Genomic DNA, 16,259 nt, shown 5'->3' on the forward strand with positions numbered 1-16,259 from the left:
GATTTATCAAGTTCTCATGAGCAATTTACGCGGCAGACAAGAGTGGCCCTAACATAGCCAAAATACCAATGAGTAAGAAAATCAGCGCTTGCACTATGATCATCTGACCACTATTTGGTGGACTCAGAGTGGCAATGTAAAACTGCCAAATCGCAAAGATCCCATAGTTCATCCCGAGGAATAACAACAGGCTAAAGGCATACATCCCAGGGATTACCTTTAGTGCACAGGCTAAAAGTGCAGCCGTTGAAACCACAAAAAATACCGATTGGCAGTGAAATAAGCACAGTAGCATTTGCTTGCTTTGCTGTGACACATTCGCCTTCAAGAGTGGTGCTAATAAAACCCGCTTACCATAGATTAAATGGTACCCACAGACTCCAGCACTCAAAACAGTCGCTGCCATTATTGTTAATACCATAGTGCTCCTATTTGGTACTCATATTTGATTATCTTTGAATATCGTAACGGAACTAAGAATTTAAAACTGAGGAGAATTTAAACCGAAGGCTTAAATACTTGGCCATGTAACTTGGACCCTAAAAACTGCGGTTGAGTTTCAGCCGAGCGAAAATAAGCAACTTGGTTCTAAGCCCCTAAACCAAACGAGGCTAAAATCTATGGGAAAACCGACTCAATATGAATGACTCCACCAGCTCCTTAGTGCTTGTACTTTAACGTAAAAAAGGAGCCATCAGGCTCCTTCTCTTCACAATCCGTAAACGATTACCCTGACTAAAACCTACGATTACATCGTCGCCATAGTCCAATAATTTAAGCGCTTTTGTGGATCGGCTAACAGGTTTTTACATTCTTCTTTATATTTACCCATTAACGCACCTAAGTTGCTTGACCCCCCTAAGCTTTCGATTTGACGGGCTTTAGCATCGGCAACCGCTTGAGTGACCTCAGCTTCAGAGCTGTATTTCTTAGCTAAATTCTCAGACTCAATTTTAGAACTTTTTAAACGCTCACCCACGGCCTGCATTTGCGGTGCATTCATCGCGCCAATGGCTTCTGAGCTAATTTGATAGTAAGCGGCACATTCAATGGCTTCTTTACTAAACGCTTTTTCTGCTTCATCAGCCCAAACTGCAGTACTGGCACTTAAGACTAAACCACCTAATACTAACGTTTTTACCTGAGTTAACATGTTACTTTTCCTTTTAATCGCCATAAATAAACCTACTCAAGCCCTCGGTGGAGCTCAAGTTCGTAGATATAAAAATCTTGGTTACGCACAAACCCTAAACCTTCATACAAGCCCTGCGCGCGCTGGTTTTTTTGCTGTGTTTCTAACATCAAATAACTCATATTATGCGCTTTGGCATAACTGGCGGCCTGTAGCACTAACGCCCGCCCAATACCGACACATCGGGCATGTTGAGTCACATACACATCATTGAGGATCAACATAGGGGCCAAGCGTAACGATGAAAAACTGGGATACATTTGAACAAAACCTAATCCAAGCCCTTGATTATCTTTGGCTATAAATATCACTGATGAGCCATCTGACACTCTTGAATGAATAAACTGCTCCGCAGCCGCGAGATCATCCCTACGCCCATAAAACTGTCGGTACTCATTGAATAACACTGCAACCTCATGGACATGAGTCACATCTACTCGAGTTATAATGCTTGCCATGGGCCTTTCCTATTTATCATTAGAGTGTTGGCGGTCGTTGTCGCAATCGAAATTGCAGACTGTTTTTCACCGTTGGCCACTCGGTATCAATAATGGAATACACCACGGTATCGCGGATAGTGCCGTCCTTAAGAATCTTATGATTTCGCAATACACCATCTTGCTTAGCGCCCAGTCTTGCAATGGCTTGTCTCGAAGCTTGATTATGCCAGTGAGTACGGAACTCAACGGCAATGGCGTCTAAGGTTTCAAAAGCAAAGGTCAATAACAGCAGTTTAGCTTCAGTATTAATCCCAGTGCGCTGGGCACGTTTAGCATACCAAGTGTATCCAATCTCAAGACGACGATTATCAGACTCCCAGTTGCAAATTCGCGTGCATCCGACGATTTCCCCTGACACTCTATCCCGCACCGCAAAGGGAAAACTCAGGCCCCGCGCTTTTTCTTCGAGTGCTTTAGCCACATAGAGCTTCATCTCAGTTGGCTCAGGGACACTGGTAAACCATAAACGCCAAAGTTGACCATCTGTAACGGCGAGACTCAATGCCGCCACATGGGACAAAGATAAGGGCTCAAGTACAATATGCTCACCACTTAAACAACCTAAGTTATCTTCACAGCCCACAGTATCGCCTCCGTTAGATGATAGAAAAGTGTGTTGTAGCGCACGTTTTTATCTAGCCTAACATTAAACGAGAATAAAAAAATACCCTATTTTCAGCATGATTGGACAAATTCATTCCATTGTCGGCGGCTTAGATTACCTAAAGCTTAAGAATGTAAAAAAAATTGAAAAAATGAGTAGAAGGCAGTTAAAACAGGTTGGAATAAATACTGCTGCGGAAGAACACGCCGTGATATGGCCAATCAATATCCGAGAAATAGCCAATGACATTGCGCAGTCGCGATAAGTGATTGGTGATTGGTGATTGATGATTGATGATGACGATGACCAAAAGCGGCAATCGAGAGCAAAAACACCTAAACCTGTGGGCAGCATTTAGGCGTTTGTTATCTGGTGAAGTTAAAAGCTAAAGCTAAAAACCATGCACGCTGTTACTGACCCTAAACCAGCCCGCAATGCTATTACGCTGGGCCAAGGTTTTAGTCACTTCATGGGGAAAACGCTCACTGAGGAAAATCACAAAATGGCCCATTTTAGGCGCGATGCGCTCAATCTCAATATCGGCTTCATCATAGATAATCAACTCACCACAATCTGCCGCTTTCCAGTCAGGATTTAAGAAAAACACTGTGGTTAAAATACGATTTTGGCTGCCTTTTAGCGCATCAACATGTTTTTTATAAAAGGCCCCAGGCTGATATACCGCATAGTGGCTTTCATAATCGAATAAGCCCATAAACAAGCGACGATTCAAGCCATTTTTGAGTTGTGTCATCAACTCAAGATACTGGGCATCGGGCTCATTTTGCTCTTCTAGCCACTGTATTCTGTCACGACGAATGTCTGGATTTAAGTGCTGTTCAGAACCTCGACCAATAGAGGCAGCTTTTAATTCATATATTTCAGTTGATTGAATTTTTTCCAATAGTACTTGGCTAATACAGGAAGGAACTAAGTCAGATAAAAAGATATAGCCTTTGTCTACCAAGGCATCAGCGATCACGTCCAGCATTGCTTCACTTAATTGCGAAACCATTATGCTACATCCAAAAAAGGGCTACGCTTTTGCTGTACTCAAGGGCTCAAGGAGGGATTAAGTGAGCCTGATTTTCGAGGGGCGTCGATAAGAGATATGATTGCCATATCTCAACGATAAATTTTGCGAAATTCTAGAATAAAGAAGACGGAATTACAATAAAATAAAAACCTATACAAACAACACGTTAACATTAACCAAACAGTTCAACAGGCGCATCATGATCACTAAGCTGCAAACAACGCTCAAAGTGTAATCCAAGTTTGTTCAGCAAAGCTTTTGAAGCACTATTATGACTGCTAACAATCGCGACAATACGCTCAATACCTAAACTTTTACCTAAGTCAAAAGCGGCTTTAGCCGCTTCGAATGCATAGCCCTTGCCCCAATATTGCGGCAAAAAAGCATAGCCTATATCGACATTGTCCAGTGTCGGCCGTTTGATTAAACCGCAGATGCCAATAGTGAATCCATTCTCGGCGAGCACTACAGCATAAAAACCAAAACCGCACTCGGCATAACTTTTCATCGGTCCATTGACGATATAATCCTTAGCCTGCACAAGTGTGCGTACTCCTCTATCCCCGATATTCTCTATAAAGCCTTGGCTATTGAGCAAGACTAACATAAAAGAAGCGTCGGCTGGGGTTAACTGCCGCAGGATGAGTCTAGGAGTACGCGCAACTTGCATAGAATTTCTCCACTAAAAAAAGAGGCGGATTTATAAATAACGGACGTACTGACTGCCGTCCTTTTGCGGTTTCTTGGGAGCGGTAACGGCTGGCGTCCCCACATACAAAAAGCCGACAATTTGATCGTGTGGCTCAAGACCTAAAGCAACATTCACATTCGCATCAAAGGCAAAATCCCCTGTACGCCACACGGCACCTAAACCTAAGGCGAAGGCAGCCTGCTGCATCGCCATGGTCGCGCAACCCGCTGCAATGAGCTGTTCAAGTACGGGGACTTTGGAATGTTGCTGCGTTTTCGCCACGACAGTAATCACCATAGGCGCACGCATTGGCATACCCTTAGCTTTATTGACAAAATCCTCATCGGCGCCGTTCGCTTTCGCTGCCTCAACAAAGATATCTGCCAAGGTCTCTAACCCTTGTCCTGCGGCAATAATAAATTCCCATGGCGCTAAGGCGCCATGATCTGGCACACGAATGGCAGCATCTAAGATGATTTTTAATTGACTCGCATCTGGAGCAGGAGCAGTTAATCGTGGGGTTGATTGGCGAGTGAGTAAAAGTTCAATAGCGTCCAAGTTCTTATCCTAGTTCGATATAAATTGCGCTCAAGCATAGCAAATTGCTGACAAAGAGGCATAAAAAAATCCCACCGCTTGAGTGGGATTTAACTTGTTGAGTGCACTTAACAATCGAGTGGGCTGCAAAATTAAATGCGCTTGAAAATCTGATGCAGTTAACAATTGGGCCCGTTTAAGAAAAGCTTACTTAATCCCACAGCGCTTAGCGATGAAATAATCTAGGCTAGTGTAACGACCACCGCCTAAGGTAAAAAGCGCCAGCAACATAATAAAATAGGTGATCGCAAACTCAATACCATTATTAAGCACAGCAAAATTACCTGAACTGGTCAGCCAGTCATAGTTACCGTGCTCCTGCAATAACTCTTTGGCTTTTATCAGTTTATCCCCTGCCTCAAGCACTCTGTCGTTGGCTAGCCAAGAACTACCATCGGCAATCGCTAACCAACCATTTGGCCAATGCACAGTCAATGCGGCGACCAGCATAGTGATCATTAAAGGGATTGAAATCAGTCGCGTCGCGAGCCCAAGCAGTAACAAGATAGCGCCAAAGAACTCAGTTCCCGCCGCCAGTCCTGCCATTAACGCCGGCATTGGCAGACCTAAGCCCCAATCGGGATTGGCAAACCAAGCAACCGTATCTTCAAAGTGAGCGAGCTTGTTATAGCCTGCTTGTATTAACACAGGTGCAAGGTAAATCCTAAGGGCTAATGGTGCTAAGCCTTCGAAATAGCGGCTCATATTGAGCAGTTTCTGATAAAGGGATACGAGTGGCATAAGGTCTCTATTTAGTCGTTAGTAGGCTGATTTATTGGCTTGCAGGAATAGACCCTAGCAAGGTAATAAATCTTTCATGGCCTAGGCTTCTTTTTCAATCGCTTCCTGATTCAGTTCCTTGAGATCTTGAATGAGTCCACCTAACTTTTTATAAAAATGCTTAGACTGCTGCTCCGATAAGCTCGCATTCATTGCCAACAGCAAAGTCCCAAATGCCTCAGTATTTTTACGTAAAAACACTTTATGTTGTTCTGACTTAAGCTCATCGGGCTGCGTCATCAGCAAGGTTAAACGCTCGGTTAATAATGCTTTATCGGCACGCTGACCCAGTGCAACCTCAAACTGGCGTAACCATTCGTGCCTGTACTCAAGCCACATATCTAAGGTAGATAAACGCTGTTGATTATATTGGTGAATAAGCACTTTTTGCTCCGCAGTTACACTTCCAAGCCAATCATCAAATTGGGTTTGAAGGTTTTCATCGGCATCTTTTTGTAACTGTTCAGGGGTTTTTCCCGCAAATTCTTTAACGAGCTCCTGCTCTTCCTCCCGTAATTTTGTGAGGATCTGCTTCACCTGTTCATCGGACAAAGACATTATAATAGGTAGAAGCTCGGGCAAGGCGAACTCAAACAATCGAAACCAATGCCGCTTAGCAATATTCACATGGTCTGCCCATAGCACTGGCGTTAACGTATTGGTTTTTATGAGGCCTTCGACTTCGGTCAATTGCACCACATAATGAGCTAACTCTTTGGATTGGTGCCAAATGACAAATTTTTCAATGAGGGAATCGAATGCCTTTTGCTGAGATTTATCTAAGGTAACATAATCCTCTTGCTCCCAGCCGATGGCCCAGTCGAGGAAATGGTAACTGAATTTAGTGGAGCAGGCGCTTAAGCCTAAGAGACACACAAGTAGCATCACGCCTTTTTTCATACTGAATAATCCATCCTAGAATTGTTGCTAATAAGACGCTTGAGACTATATAAAGTTGCTTTTTATATCAAACAAGTTTATCTAATAAAGGTTTTCAGTATGTTATACCCGCATGTCCCACCATAGCGCGGTCAATGCCATAAGGGACTGAACCATTATCATCAGATGGAAACTAAGCACACGCAATAATGACTATTTGGGGGTGATCAGCGGCCAGAAGCTATCAAACCAAGCAAGGTAGTCGGCGCTACGACTGGGTTCTGTTTGCGCTGCCATCAATAATGCCCAGTAACAAGCAAATACCCAATACATGTCAATAGCAGCAGGCACTGCCGTTACGGCTTGTGCAGTAACATAAGGATGTCCACTCAGATACTGTTTCACCAACACACTTTGCTGATAGGGCGTTAACGCATGGGTCGCTAACACTACAGCCAACTCACACAGTGGATGCGACGCCGTCGCATACTCAAAATCGATACAACACAAGCGGTTATTTTTAAGTAACAAATTATGGGGATTAAGATCGCGATGGCAAAACTGTGGCTTGATTATGCAGGCTGCTAACTCATCACACCAATGTTTGATTTCGATTTGAATTGCAAGCAGCTTAGCCACCCGCTCATTCCAATCGTGAGTATTGCTATCACCAATATCACTACCCTGCTTCAATGGCACAGCTCGCCTTAATACAGGCTCACTAAATGTTGCAGAAGCCTGATAGACAAGCATTTGCTGGTGATATTCCTGCCACTGCTCAGTGATACTAATAGCATAAGGCCCTGTAGGCAGATCGCGTAATTGCAGCAATAACGCCAATAGCAAACAATGGGCTTGGTTAGGATGCGTTTCTTGTTCTGCTGCCGGAAACTGTGAATAGTTAAACGTCGATTGCCCCAGCACAAAATCAGCAGCACTCGTTTGGCGCTCTAACGCTGGCCAGTGGATTAAGACCTCGTTTTCAAGATCGTCACTTTCAATATAATCACTTTCAATAAAATCACTGAGGTAATAACGCTCATCTTCACTCACCCACAACAGTTCAGGAGCAAGTTTAGCTTGAGCCAATTGCTGCCAGTAAAAACGCTCCTGCTGGCGGTTGCAAAAACTGTCCGCCGCATCCGCATTCACCCGCAGCACATAACTGCCTGTGGGCGTAGTGATTTTATAGTTGTGATTACTTAAGCCGCCCGCAAGCTCATGAATACTTAACACGTTAACTAGCCCTGCACTTTTGAGTATGGGGTAAAGTGCTTTGAATGGCTCGCCTGCTGAGCGCTGCATCGAGGCGTTTATATCGAGCATTAACTGAGTAACTTCAAGGTATTAGCTTCACGGGCGTCGGCTAACGCGGTTCGCCACAGGAAATACCCCACGACCGCCAGACCCACATAAAGCACGAATAACAAGGATGTCAGCATCAAGCCTTTGCTGAGATAAAGGTAAATCGACACTATGTCGATAACCACCCAATAAAGCCAATTCTCAAGTACCTTTTTTGCCACTAAATAAGTCGTCATCACGGCGAAACAGGTTGTCGCCGCATCTAGATACGGGAATGCGGCTTGGGTATACGTCGCCATGCCGTGACCAACCAAAAGCGAAATCACGCCCGTCGGTGCGATCAACTTTAAATGGGTTTTCAATGGCCAAGTGGTCACTTTTACGCCTTGATGCTTATCACCACCTTGGGTCCAGAGCCAATATCCATAGAGCGCCATCGCCATGTAATAGACGTTAAGCACAGACTCCATCAGTAGCGACACCTTCCAAAACAACACAGTGTAAATGGCGGTACTGGCAAAGGCCGCCGCCCAGCACCACACATTGGCCTTCATCGCCAGCAGTAAATATGCCATCGCCAACAATACCGCGAGGGCTTCCCATACGGTCATCACATGGACTTCACCAAAGGCCGTATTAACGCTCTCGACCAAGGTTAACCATAAATCTGTCATAGTGTTGTTCTCATTGCCTATTTGTCGCTTACATGGCGGTCAATCATTATTCGCTGTGGGCTAAATTCAGCTCACCACCGATAAACTTACACACAAATACCGCCTTGCCCCACTTCTCATGGGCCGCTTGCATCTCGGTCGCCAGCATAGTCATCACATCTAAATAATCGCCGCACACTTGAGTTGCCATCGCATTAGTCACGCGCTCGATATTGGGATAACTATCCACGCGGCCAATAAACCACTTGATAGGATCGAGGTAATTTTCATTAAAGGGATACATGCTAATTTCTGCGGTCAGTTTCATTTTAATTCCTTGATATTCTGAAGTAAGGCTGTAGCCCAAATACTGGGCTACAGTTCAGTTAACACTTAAATGATTATGCTCATTTTAAAATGAGCTATTACATAAACTTAACGTTAAAGGTTACGCCAATCTGACGCGGATCGCCGTAACGAATATATTGCTTTTCCGCCCAACCGTTATCTGGCTCATTGCCAAAATAGAAGCCACGCACACCGTATTCTTCATTAAACAGATTGCGTCCCCACAAATATGCCGACCATGCGCTCGCCTCATAACCTACGCGGGCATTGACGATAGTGTAGGGTTCAGAGCGGGATTCATTGCTGTCTGAATAATAGAATTCACTCTTACCGCTAAGATTCAGGTTAGCAAACCAACCCGAATTAGCACGATAAGTCCCACCAAGGCTGTAGGTAAGATGTGGAGAATGGGCCAGATCGCGGCCAGTTAAATCCACCTCAGTACCATATTTATCCTGATACTGGTAGTCACCGTAGGCCGTTTCTAACCAACCTAAGCTTGAGTAAACTTGCAGATTATCCGTGGCATACCAGGTTGCATCTAACTCAGCGCCATAGTTATTCGAACTGCCTGCATTTTCAGTGAACAAGATAAAACGCTGTGGTTTATCGGGATCTTGCTGTGATGCAGCCACCTGTTGATCTTGTCTGTCCATATAGAACAGCGCCAAATTAGTATCGATAAGTCCCGCTAACCAATGGGATTTAAGGCCGATTTCATAGTTATAGAGCGTCTCAGTACTAAACTCTTTTTTATCGTTCAATTCGACGGGTAAAGTCATGTTGAAACCGCCCGCCTTGTAACCGCGTGCGACTCGGACATAAGCATTGTGCGAGTCGTTCAGCACTTTACTCACAGCAATATGACCGCCCCACATGGTTTCGCTCGGGTCGAAATTATCGTTATTCGTATCAGAGTAATGGCTGTTGCGGCGCTCTAAACGTAGCCCCACAGATAAAGCATAATTTGAGCCCAAATCCGTATCGAGCTGACCAAACAGTGCATAGTTTGTCGCCTCATACTCTGAGTCTAAGACTTCATCCGGCGAAGCATTGTATTCAGAATACAATTGGTTATCTTCTTTCAGATTCATGGCATACACACCAAGCAACCAATCAGTACTCTCTGCAAAAATACGGCCCTGCTCGGTAGAACTTAGGCGAAACTCTTGCGACGCGGTTTTACGCTGACCCGTTTTATCCCAAAAATAATCGTATTGACACGGCGCCAGATTGCCATTGTCATCATTGCATTGCTTAGAGGCCCAATATTCTGAGTTAGCCCAATCGCCATCGTAACTGTAATGGTGATCGGTATTCGCAAAAGAGGTTAACGAAGTTAATTCGAAGTTTTCTGCACCAGAATAGGTCGCTTTAAAACCCGCGCCTGTGGTGCGTTGGCTATCGACACCCGGTTGATCCGATGTTGTCTGGGTTGGTGAATTGGTTAAACTCCACACATCATAGCCATTATCAAAATCGGCATGCAGCACAGTTAAATCAAACTGCAAATCATCTGTCGCATACCAGCGCAGCTTAGCGCGGCCGCTGAATTCATCGCGACCATTGGTATCATCACGGCCTAAATACAGGTTATCGTAGTAACCATTTTGCTGATGTTGCTGCATTGACACACGATAAAGCAGCTTGCCAGAATCCGTTAATGGGCCTGAACTGAAACCGCTAAAAGTGCGTAAATCATCATCGCCTAACGACACTTCACCGCCATGCTCAAACACATCGGTGGGATCATTACTCTTCAGATAAATCAATCCCGCTAAGGCATTCGCGCCGTAACGCGTCCCCTGCGGTCCACGAAGCACTTCGACCTGCTGTAAATCGTACATGCTCGACACCATACCAATACCGGATAAATCGATATCATCTATGATGTAACCCACGGAAGAATTAGGTGCGCCTTGGTATTGCTCTTGCTCACCTACGCCGCGAATTTGAAAATATTTCGGCCGAGAGCTTCCACCTGACCAGTTAAAATTGGCGATAGAATTAAGCAAATCTTCAAAGTGTTGCGCACTTTCATCTTGAATTTTTTGACTGTCGATAACGGTAATACTGGAGGGCATTTTTTCTAAGCTTGAACTGCGAAAATCCGCCGTCACCACCATGACTTCCATCTCAGTGCTGGGATCGGGTTTATCGATAGCGTCGGTTTGTGCAAAAACAGGGGTGCTCAGCGCTGCGGCGATGGCTAATGCCAGCGGCGCTCGGGCTAAAAATAAGCTTGGCGATACGGTTGAAAATGGGGATTGATGGTTTGACGTTTTACGGTTTGACATAGGACCTCAAATATAATGTTTGAGATCCGGCAACGAATAAGCGATTCAGAAGTGTGCTGTTGATTGGCCCATTCCTACGCCGGTATTAGCCGGATCAGGTTCTAAGGGTTCGTCAGATGACATCTCAGTTTGCAGCCGTTAACGTTAAAATCAGAGTAACATTAATGCACAACAAACACCCCTTGGCGGCGCCTAGTATACATGACGGAAATAAAAAGTGGGCACTCTTATCTCTGCGATTCAATTAAATGTCGCGAAAACCACTGCCCTTCAGTCCGTATGATGAAAATATCTTTAGTAGCCGCCTAAATCCTTTCGTCCATTTGACCGCCTATCATGATAATGCTATAGAAGGTCGCAATTTCGAACACAGTAAGAGGATCATAGTCGATGCAGCTAAAACCTTTATCGAAAGGGCGTTATAGCCAGCGATGGGAGCAAGATTATCCACTTATTGAAGCGGTTGTACTTAGCTGCATCAGCGAAATAAAAATGCTCAAAAAAGGCGCTCACCTCATGACGCAGGGGGAAGCGATGGCATCACTTGTATTGGTGAAGCAAGGTCGCGTATCACTCGGCCATACCGCGAGAAATGGTCGGTGTTTTCAATTAGGTACTATTGATTGTGATTCACAACTGTTTGGCGAAATGGAGTTCTTCACCCAGTACCACTGTCAACTAGACATTATTGCCAGTGAACCCTTAGAAATCATGTTGATTAGCGCTGAAAAACTACAACATTGCCTCGGTCAGCATCCTCAACTCGCGCTATTTTTCGCTAGTGCAATTGCGATTGACTACCAAGACACAGTGGATATTTTTACTCGACGACTGCTCTATCCCATCAGTTATAACGTGGCATTTGATATTTACCATGAATACTTAAATGACTTGCCCGTAGATGGCTTTAGTAAACGCTATTTAGAGGCTGAACGATTTGGTACTACCGACCGAGTCTACCGTCGGGCGCTACAAAATCTTGAGGAACGAGGCTTAATTGAGCGGAAAAAAGATGGCATTCGGATTTGTGATCTCAACGCACTCAAGAAATTTGTTGAAGCAGGTATATAACCGCTTTCAACATAACCCACACTCGACTTAATTTAACAACCGAGTGTGGGATGGATGCACAGGTAAATTAACTTACCGATGGAGAGTGTTGTTCCATAGCCGATTTCATCCGACTTGAAACGATCAATAGCATAAATATCGCTGCGTAAAGCAGAGGTATCACATACATCACTGTTTGTAATCCGATAATACGTTCAAAGAAAGAACTGATGGCTGGGCTAAACATCGCCCCAGCACTTCCGCTAATAAGAATATATGACACATTTTTGCTGCTGGCTTTTTTTACAAAAGACACGCCATAAGCAATAAATGCATTATAAAGCGCGGCACACACAAAACCGTAACCATAGGTTAAATAAGCTATCCAATTAAGATTATTGGTACTGACAATGGCAGCGGTGATCACCATAGCTAAAGCAATAATACCGACTAAGAAATGGTGAATTTTTACACGAGTCACAATCACAGTCGAAATTAACGCCCCAATTAGCGCAGCGGACCAATACTGGGTAATAATATTACCGGCATCTTCAAACGGAATATCAAATTTTTGTTTTACAAATAAAGGTGCCCAAGTTAAAAAAGTATATAAAGCCAACATTCCTAAAAATAAACCAATACCTCCACTAATAATACCGAGATTCCATTCAGACTGTTGTTTCTCTTGTGTTGTAGAAGATTGCTCGCAAATAGAGAAATGAGTGAACAAGGTAATAATGACTGTACCGAACGCCACTAAACCTACGGCTAAATAGCTATAACTCCATGATAATGAATTTGTTAATGCATAAGTCGTTATCAATGGAAAAATAACGCCTGCAATATTAAACGTTGCATCTTGCACCACTAACATTGTGCTTTGTAATTTCTCTTGCCACACAGACACCACAATCGTACCAGCAATACATAGACCGATACCGCCACAAAAACCAATTAAGGTCATTGCTACCATCACAACTTGTAGGGAACTGGTTAGATGTAAAGCCAGAGCAGAAAGAGCAACCAGACTGTAACTTATCAAGGTCATTCTTTTGATACCCATTTTTTCAATAAAGAAAAATGCAGCAATCGTTCCCGCGAGTGCACCGCCATTAAGCAATGAAAAAATTGATGCAACTTCGTTAACATTAGCGGCAAATTTCTCAGCTATGGGTTCAATCAACATCCCAAATTGGGTCGCAAAGCCCGCCATAATAAAATTGGCGAGAAAACTGATGGCTGTTAAAGTAATTTTATTATTCATTATGTCATTCCATAAGTGAAATGCTAAGGGTTCAAAGGATGGCTTTAAACCTAATTGAGGGCGGTTTCTAACGCGAGCTCGATCATATTATTAAAAGAGAGTTGGCGTTCTTCGGCCGTAGTTTCTTCACCGGTTAAACAATGATCCGATACCGTTAAAATGGCTAATGATTCGATACCTTGTTGGTGTGACAATCCATAAAGCCCCGCCACTTCCATATCAATACCTAATACCCCAAAACGTTCAAGTGCGGGGATCATATCTTCATCGGGATCGTAATAAAGATCACCACTAAAGATATTGCCAACTTTTACACTAATGCCTTTCTCATTCGCTGTTGTATAGGCTTTATGCAATAAAGAAAAGGTCGCAGAAGTTGCCATTTGGTAGCCACTACTACGCTTAGCGTTAGTAGGTGAATCCGTGCCTGCGGCTTGGGCTAAAATGACATCTCGCATTTGTACATGTTTTTGTGTTGCACCTAAACTGCCAATACGAATAATGCGTTTCACGCCAAAATAATTAATCAGCTCATGGCCATAGAGCACCATAGATGAAATACCCATACCATGACCCATAACGGAAATGCGCTGTCCTTGGTAAAAGCCCGTGTAACCAAGCATATTGCGAACATTCGTGACTTCTACGGCATCGGTAAGATAGGTTTCAGCGATATATTTAGCACGGAGTGGATCACCCGGCATAATAACAGTTTCAGCAAAATCAGTAGGTTGAGCATTAATATGAGCAGTCATCTTTCTATCCTCATGTGGTAATATGCTGATAGTAGTGCTCAATCACTAAATGTATTTAGGACTAAAGTCCGGATTTCACCTTGCCGTAAACCTTTTTGCTTAAAAATGGGTGATTTATCGCAACTTTCAATGTCAAAAAGACGAAAGCTAATAACATTTGAGTGACCTTAAGGTCATTGAAAGTTGATGTAAAACGAATAAAAAGGCTTACTCCTTAAAAGAAGTAAGCCATTTTAGAACGGGTTTAATATCAAAAAATCAATTAAACACGGAATAAACTAAACAGAAGTAAACTCAAGCTTAGTTTGAAAAGGTTTCACGCACGTATACATCAAATTTAACCACTTGGGCATTAGGTGCAACAGCGCCGACTTGCAATTGCTGTTTACCATGTAATTTCACAGATTTCCAGCTGGTCGCTTCATCTTCGATAGTAAAGCCGCTGGCATCGTACCAAGTGAATTTATATTGCACACGCATATCGGAAGAGGATTTGCTAACAATCAACGCTGAGCCCTGCACGAAATCACCGACTCGGCGTGCATCCACACTCTGTACCGCAATATCTCTGGCAAAGCTGGAGTTATCGACGCGGGTTTCACCCAGTGAGCTCACTGAAATCCCTGCGGTATGTGAGGCACAAGCACCTAAGGTAAGCGCTGCGGCCAGTAATAACCCTGTATAAACTTGTTTCATATATTTCTCCTAGTCACGCCACAAAATACGCAGCTAGCGCATCATTTCCCATTAAACGACAAACTAATCGAACAGTGCTGAACTCATGCTTAATAACATAGGTTAAATAAAGCATTCTCAATCTAAAATAGTGAATCAGTCATGCTTCATCAATCTAAACTTAATCAGATTAATCAATCAAAAAATGTGCCCGTGCCGTAGCAATAAGCTGCTTACGATTGGTTTGCCAACAATCAATATTCACGTTGGCGACTCGTCGACCCTGACGGGTAATACGACACTCAGCAAAACTATCCTTGTGCAGACCTGCACGTAAATAGTCGATTGAAAAATCAACGACTTTAGGCACCTTTGCCGTTTGCATAAATACCATTAACTGCACTATCGCTGACATTTCCATAAAGCCCGCAATCACGCCGCCATGAATAGCGGGCAATACAGGATTACCGATATTGTCGTCTTTAGCGGGCAATTTAAAAATCAGTTCATCACCAAAACGCTCCACCTTCATGCCAATAAATTTGGCATAGGGAACGTGTTCAAGTAAATGGCCAAAATCATTAAGTTCAGTGGCGCGTTTAACTATACCTTGCACATCAATAGGCGCTTTAACCTGTGCGTTTTGAGTTGTACTGGCTGCATCTAGTATCGAATTATTTGCGCTCATCACTCTCTCCTATCGCAGGCACGGCTTCACCCATTAACGCTTGCCTAAAGGCATCACCAACCATTTCAGGGCTTATCCGCATAAAAGAGCCGACGGCATGGGCGATGGGATCGTCGATACTGTCTTGGTAAGCAATTGCACGGGTAAAGGCAATATTAGAAGACAACTTGTAACATTCAGCAAATCCAAACACTGGCTTATGGGGCTGAGCGGGCTTCATGTAATCCACCCGCAAATCGAGCGTGGGTGATATTTCTAATAATTTGAATTTATGGAAAATAGCGCTCACGACTGCACTGCCACACGCGGTATCCATTAAAGTAGTGATCACCCCGCCATGGATAACACCGGTATCGGGATACCCAATTAATTCAGTGCTGTAGGGCAACTCAATCAACACATGGTGCTCACTCGCCTCCAATACGGTTAAACCGAGGCGACGACACTGAGCTAATTGATCCACAAACCGCTGCGCCATTTGGGTCAACGGGAAAAAATCCGAATTGACCTTCATTTGCCTTGGCTCAACATGGGCCCCAGAGGCTCCCCGCCCACAAGGTGGAAATGAATGTGATAGACTTCTTGTCCACCGTGTTGATTGCAGTTCATGATCAGTCGGTAGCCATCTTTAGCGATACCCGCTTCAGCCGCCAATTTAGCCGCAACCGTCATCATACGGCCAAGTACCGGCTCATCAGAGGCTTTCATGTCGTTCGCCGTTGGGATCAAATGATTCGGCACAATCAAAATATGCGTTGGCGCCTTAGGGGAAATGTCTCTAAAGGCAGTCACAAGTTCATCTTGATACAGAATATCCGCGGGAATTTCGCGACGAATAATTTTGCTGAAAATCGTTTCTTCGGCCATGGGGCGTCCTCCTTGGGTTAGTTGGCATAGTATACTAGCAATTCAATACTTTGTGTCTGCAGATATTTTGCTTTTCAT

The 16,259-nt window shown here is 43.9% G+C and carries 20 protein-coding genes and 1 riboswitch; of the genes, 1 reads left to right on the forward strand and 19 read right to left on the reverse strand.

Annotated features, from left to right (window positions below):
• Nucleotides 1-25: 25 nt before the first annotated feature.
• From L5M38_RS15835 to L5M38_RS15895, 13 genes are all read right to left on the reverse strand, one after another.
• Nucleotides 26-421, reverse strand: coding sequence for a hypothetical protein (locus tag L5M38_RS15835; protein WP_105252761.1), 396 nt, complete (start codon nt 419-421; stop codon nt 26-28).
• Nucleotides 422-748: 327 nt separating this feature from the next.
• Nucleotides 749-1,153, reverse strand: coding sequence for a hypothetical protein (locus L5M38_RS15840; protein ID WP_105252762.1), 405 nt, complete (start codon nt 1,151-1,153; stop codon nt 749-751).
• A gap of 32 nt (nt 1,154-1,185) precedes the next feature.
• Complete coding sequence (locus L5M38_RS15845) at nt 1,186-1,650, reverse strand: GNAT family N-acetyltransferase (RefSeq protein WP_028760288.1); 465 nt, start codon at nt 1,648-1,650, stop codon at nt 1,186-1,188.
• A gap of 19 nt (nt 1,651-1,669) precedes the next feature.
• A complete protein-coding gene (locus L5M38_RS15850) occupies nt 1,670-2,275 on the reverse strand; it encodes a GNAT family N-acetyltransferase (protein WP_131525840.1) in 606 nt (201 codons plus the stop codon).
• Nucleotides 2,276-2,687: 412 nt separating this feature from the next.
• Nucleotides 2,688-3,311: a 2OG-Fe(II) oxygenase gene (locus L5M38_RS15855; RefSeq protein ID WP_028760290.1), complete on the reverse strand. Its 624-nt coding sequence runs from the start codon at nt 3,309-3,311 to the stop codon at nt 2,688-2,690.
• A 193-nt stretch (nt 3,312-3,504) separates the two neighbouring features.
• Nucleotides 3,505-4,002: a GNAT family N-acetyltransferase gene (locus tag L5M38_RS15860; protein ID WP_131525839.1), complete on the reverse strand. Its 498-nt coding sequence runs from the start codon at nt 4,000-4,002 to the stop codon at nt 3,505-3,507.
• A gap of 30 nt (nt 4,003-4,032) precedes the next feature.
• Nucleotides 4,033-4,581 (reverse strand): NAD(P)H nitroreductase, encoded by a 549-nt coding sequence (locus L5M38_RS15865; protein ID WP_263179632.1) that lies wholly within the window; start codon nt 4,579-4,581, stop codon nt 4,033-4,035.
• Between the two features lie 186 nt (nt 4,582-4,767).
• Nucleotides 4,768-5,361: a DoxX family protein gene (locus L5M38_RS15870; RefSeq protein WP_263179633.1), complete on the reverse strand. Its 594-nt coding sequence runs from the start codon at nt 5,359-5,361 to the stop codon at nt 4,768-4,770.
• Between the two features lie 81 nt (nt 5,362-5,442).
• Nucleotides 5,443-6,300, reverse strand: coding sequence for a DUF6279 family lipoprotein (locus tag L5M38_RS15875; RefSeq protein WP_263179634.1), 858 nt, complete (start codon nt 6,298-6,300; stop codon nt 5,443-5,445).
• A 192-nt stretch (nt 6,301-6,492) separates the two neighbouring features.
• Nucleotides 6,493-7,605 carry a phosphotransferase gene (locus tag L5M38_RS15880; protein ID WP_263166512.1) on the reverse strand — a complete coding sequence of 371 codons (1,113 nt, stop codon included), beginning with the start codon at nt 7,603-7,605 and terminating at the stop codon, nt 6,493-6,495.
• On the reverse strand, nt 7,605-8,258 hold the full coding sequence (pnuC, locus tag L5M38_RS15885; protein WP_263166514.1) for a nicotinamide riboside transporter PnuC: 654 nt from the start codon (nt 8,256-8,258) through the stop codon (nt 7,605-7,607). Before pnuC ends, L5M38_RS15880 begins: the two co-directional genes overlap by 1 nt.
• 46 nt (nt 8,259-8,304) lie before the next feature.
• The gene (locus tag L5M38_RS15890) at nt 8,305-8,565 is read right to left on the reverse strand and encodes a hypothetical protein (RefSeq protein ID WP_028760297.1); all 261 of its coding nucleotides are present in this window, start codon (nt 8,563-8,565) and stop codon (nt 8,305-8,307) included.
• Nucleotides 8,566-8,662: 97 nt separating this feature from the next.
• Nucleotides 8,663-10,882 carry a TonB-dependent receptor gene (locus L5M38_RS15895; protein WP_263166516.1) on the reverse strand — a complete coding sequence of 740 codons (2,220 nt, stop codon included), beginning with the start codon at nt 10,880-10,882 and terminating at the stop codon, nt 8,663-8,665.
• Nucleotides 10,883-10,936: 54 nt separating this feature from the next.
• Nucleotides 10,937-11,075, reverse strand: a riboswitch (TPP riboswitch).
• Between the two features lie 197 nt (nt 11,076-11,272).
• Here L5M38_RS15895 and L5M38_RS15900 point away from each other — a divergent pair.
• Nucleotides 11,273-11,953: a Crp/Fnr family transcriptional regulator gene (locus L5M38_RS15900; protein ID WP_012196926.1), complete on the forward strand. Its 681-nt coding sequence runs from the start codon at nt 11,273-11,275 to the stop codon at nt 11,951-11,953.
• A gap of 67 nt (nt 11,954-12,020) precedes the next feature.
• On the opposite strand, the gene tsgA is transcribed toward L5M38_RS15900, so the two are convergent.
• The 6 genes from tsgA to hinT form a co-directional block, all read right to left on the reverse strand.
• The gene (gene tsgA, locus L5M38_RS15905) at nt 12,021-13,196 is read right to left on the reverse strand and encodes an MFS transporter TsgA (RefSeq protein ID WP_219252759.1); all 1,176 of its coding nucleotides are present in this window, start codon (nt 13,194-13,196) and stop codon (nt 12,021-12,023) included.
• 50 nt (nt 13,197-13,246) lie between these two features.
• Complete coding sequence (gene deoD, locus L5M38_RS15910) at nt 13,247-13,951, reverse strand: purine-nucleoside phosphorylase (RefSeq protein WP_012196924.1); 705 nt, start codon at nt 13,949-13,951, stop codon at nt 13,247-13,249.
• Between the two features lie 300 nt (nt 13,952-14,251).
• Entirely contained in the window at nt 14,252-14,647 is a 396-nt protein-coding gene (locus L5M38_RS15915) for a YcfL family protein (protein ID WP_263166519.1), read from the reverse strand.
• A gap of 169 nt (nt 14,648-14,816) precedes the next feature.
• On the reverse strand, nt 14,817-15,314 hold the full coding sequence (locus L5M38_RS15920; RefSeq protein WP_168823948.1) for a PaaI family thioesterase: 498 nt from the start codon (nt 15,312-15,314) through the stop codon (nt 14,817-14,819).
• Entirely contained in the window at nt 15,301-15,828 is a 528-nt protein-coding gene (locus tag L5M38_RS15925; RefSeq protein ID WP_028760303.1) for a PaaI family thioesterase, read from the reverse strand. Before L5M38_RS15925 ends, L5M38_RS15920 begins: the two co-directional genes overlap by 14 nt.
• Complete coding sequence (hinT, locus tag L5M38_RS15930; protein WP_006081303.1) at nt 15,825-16,181, reverse strand: purine nucleoside phosphoramidase; 357 nt, start codon at nt 16,179-16,181, stop codon at nt 15,825-15,827. The genes L5M38_RS15925 and hinT overlap by 4 nt, the downstream gene beginning before the upstream one ends.
• Between the last annotated feature and the right edge of the window lie 78 nt (nt 16,182-16,259).

The organism is Shewanella sp. SM101, from assembly GCF_025654465.1.
GTDB classification, from domain to species: Bacteria; Pseudomonadota; Gammaproteobacteria; order Enterobacterales; family Shewanellaceae; genus Shewanella; species Shewanella oncorhynchi.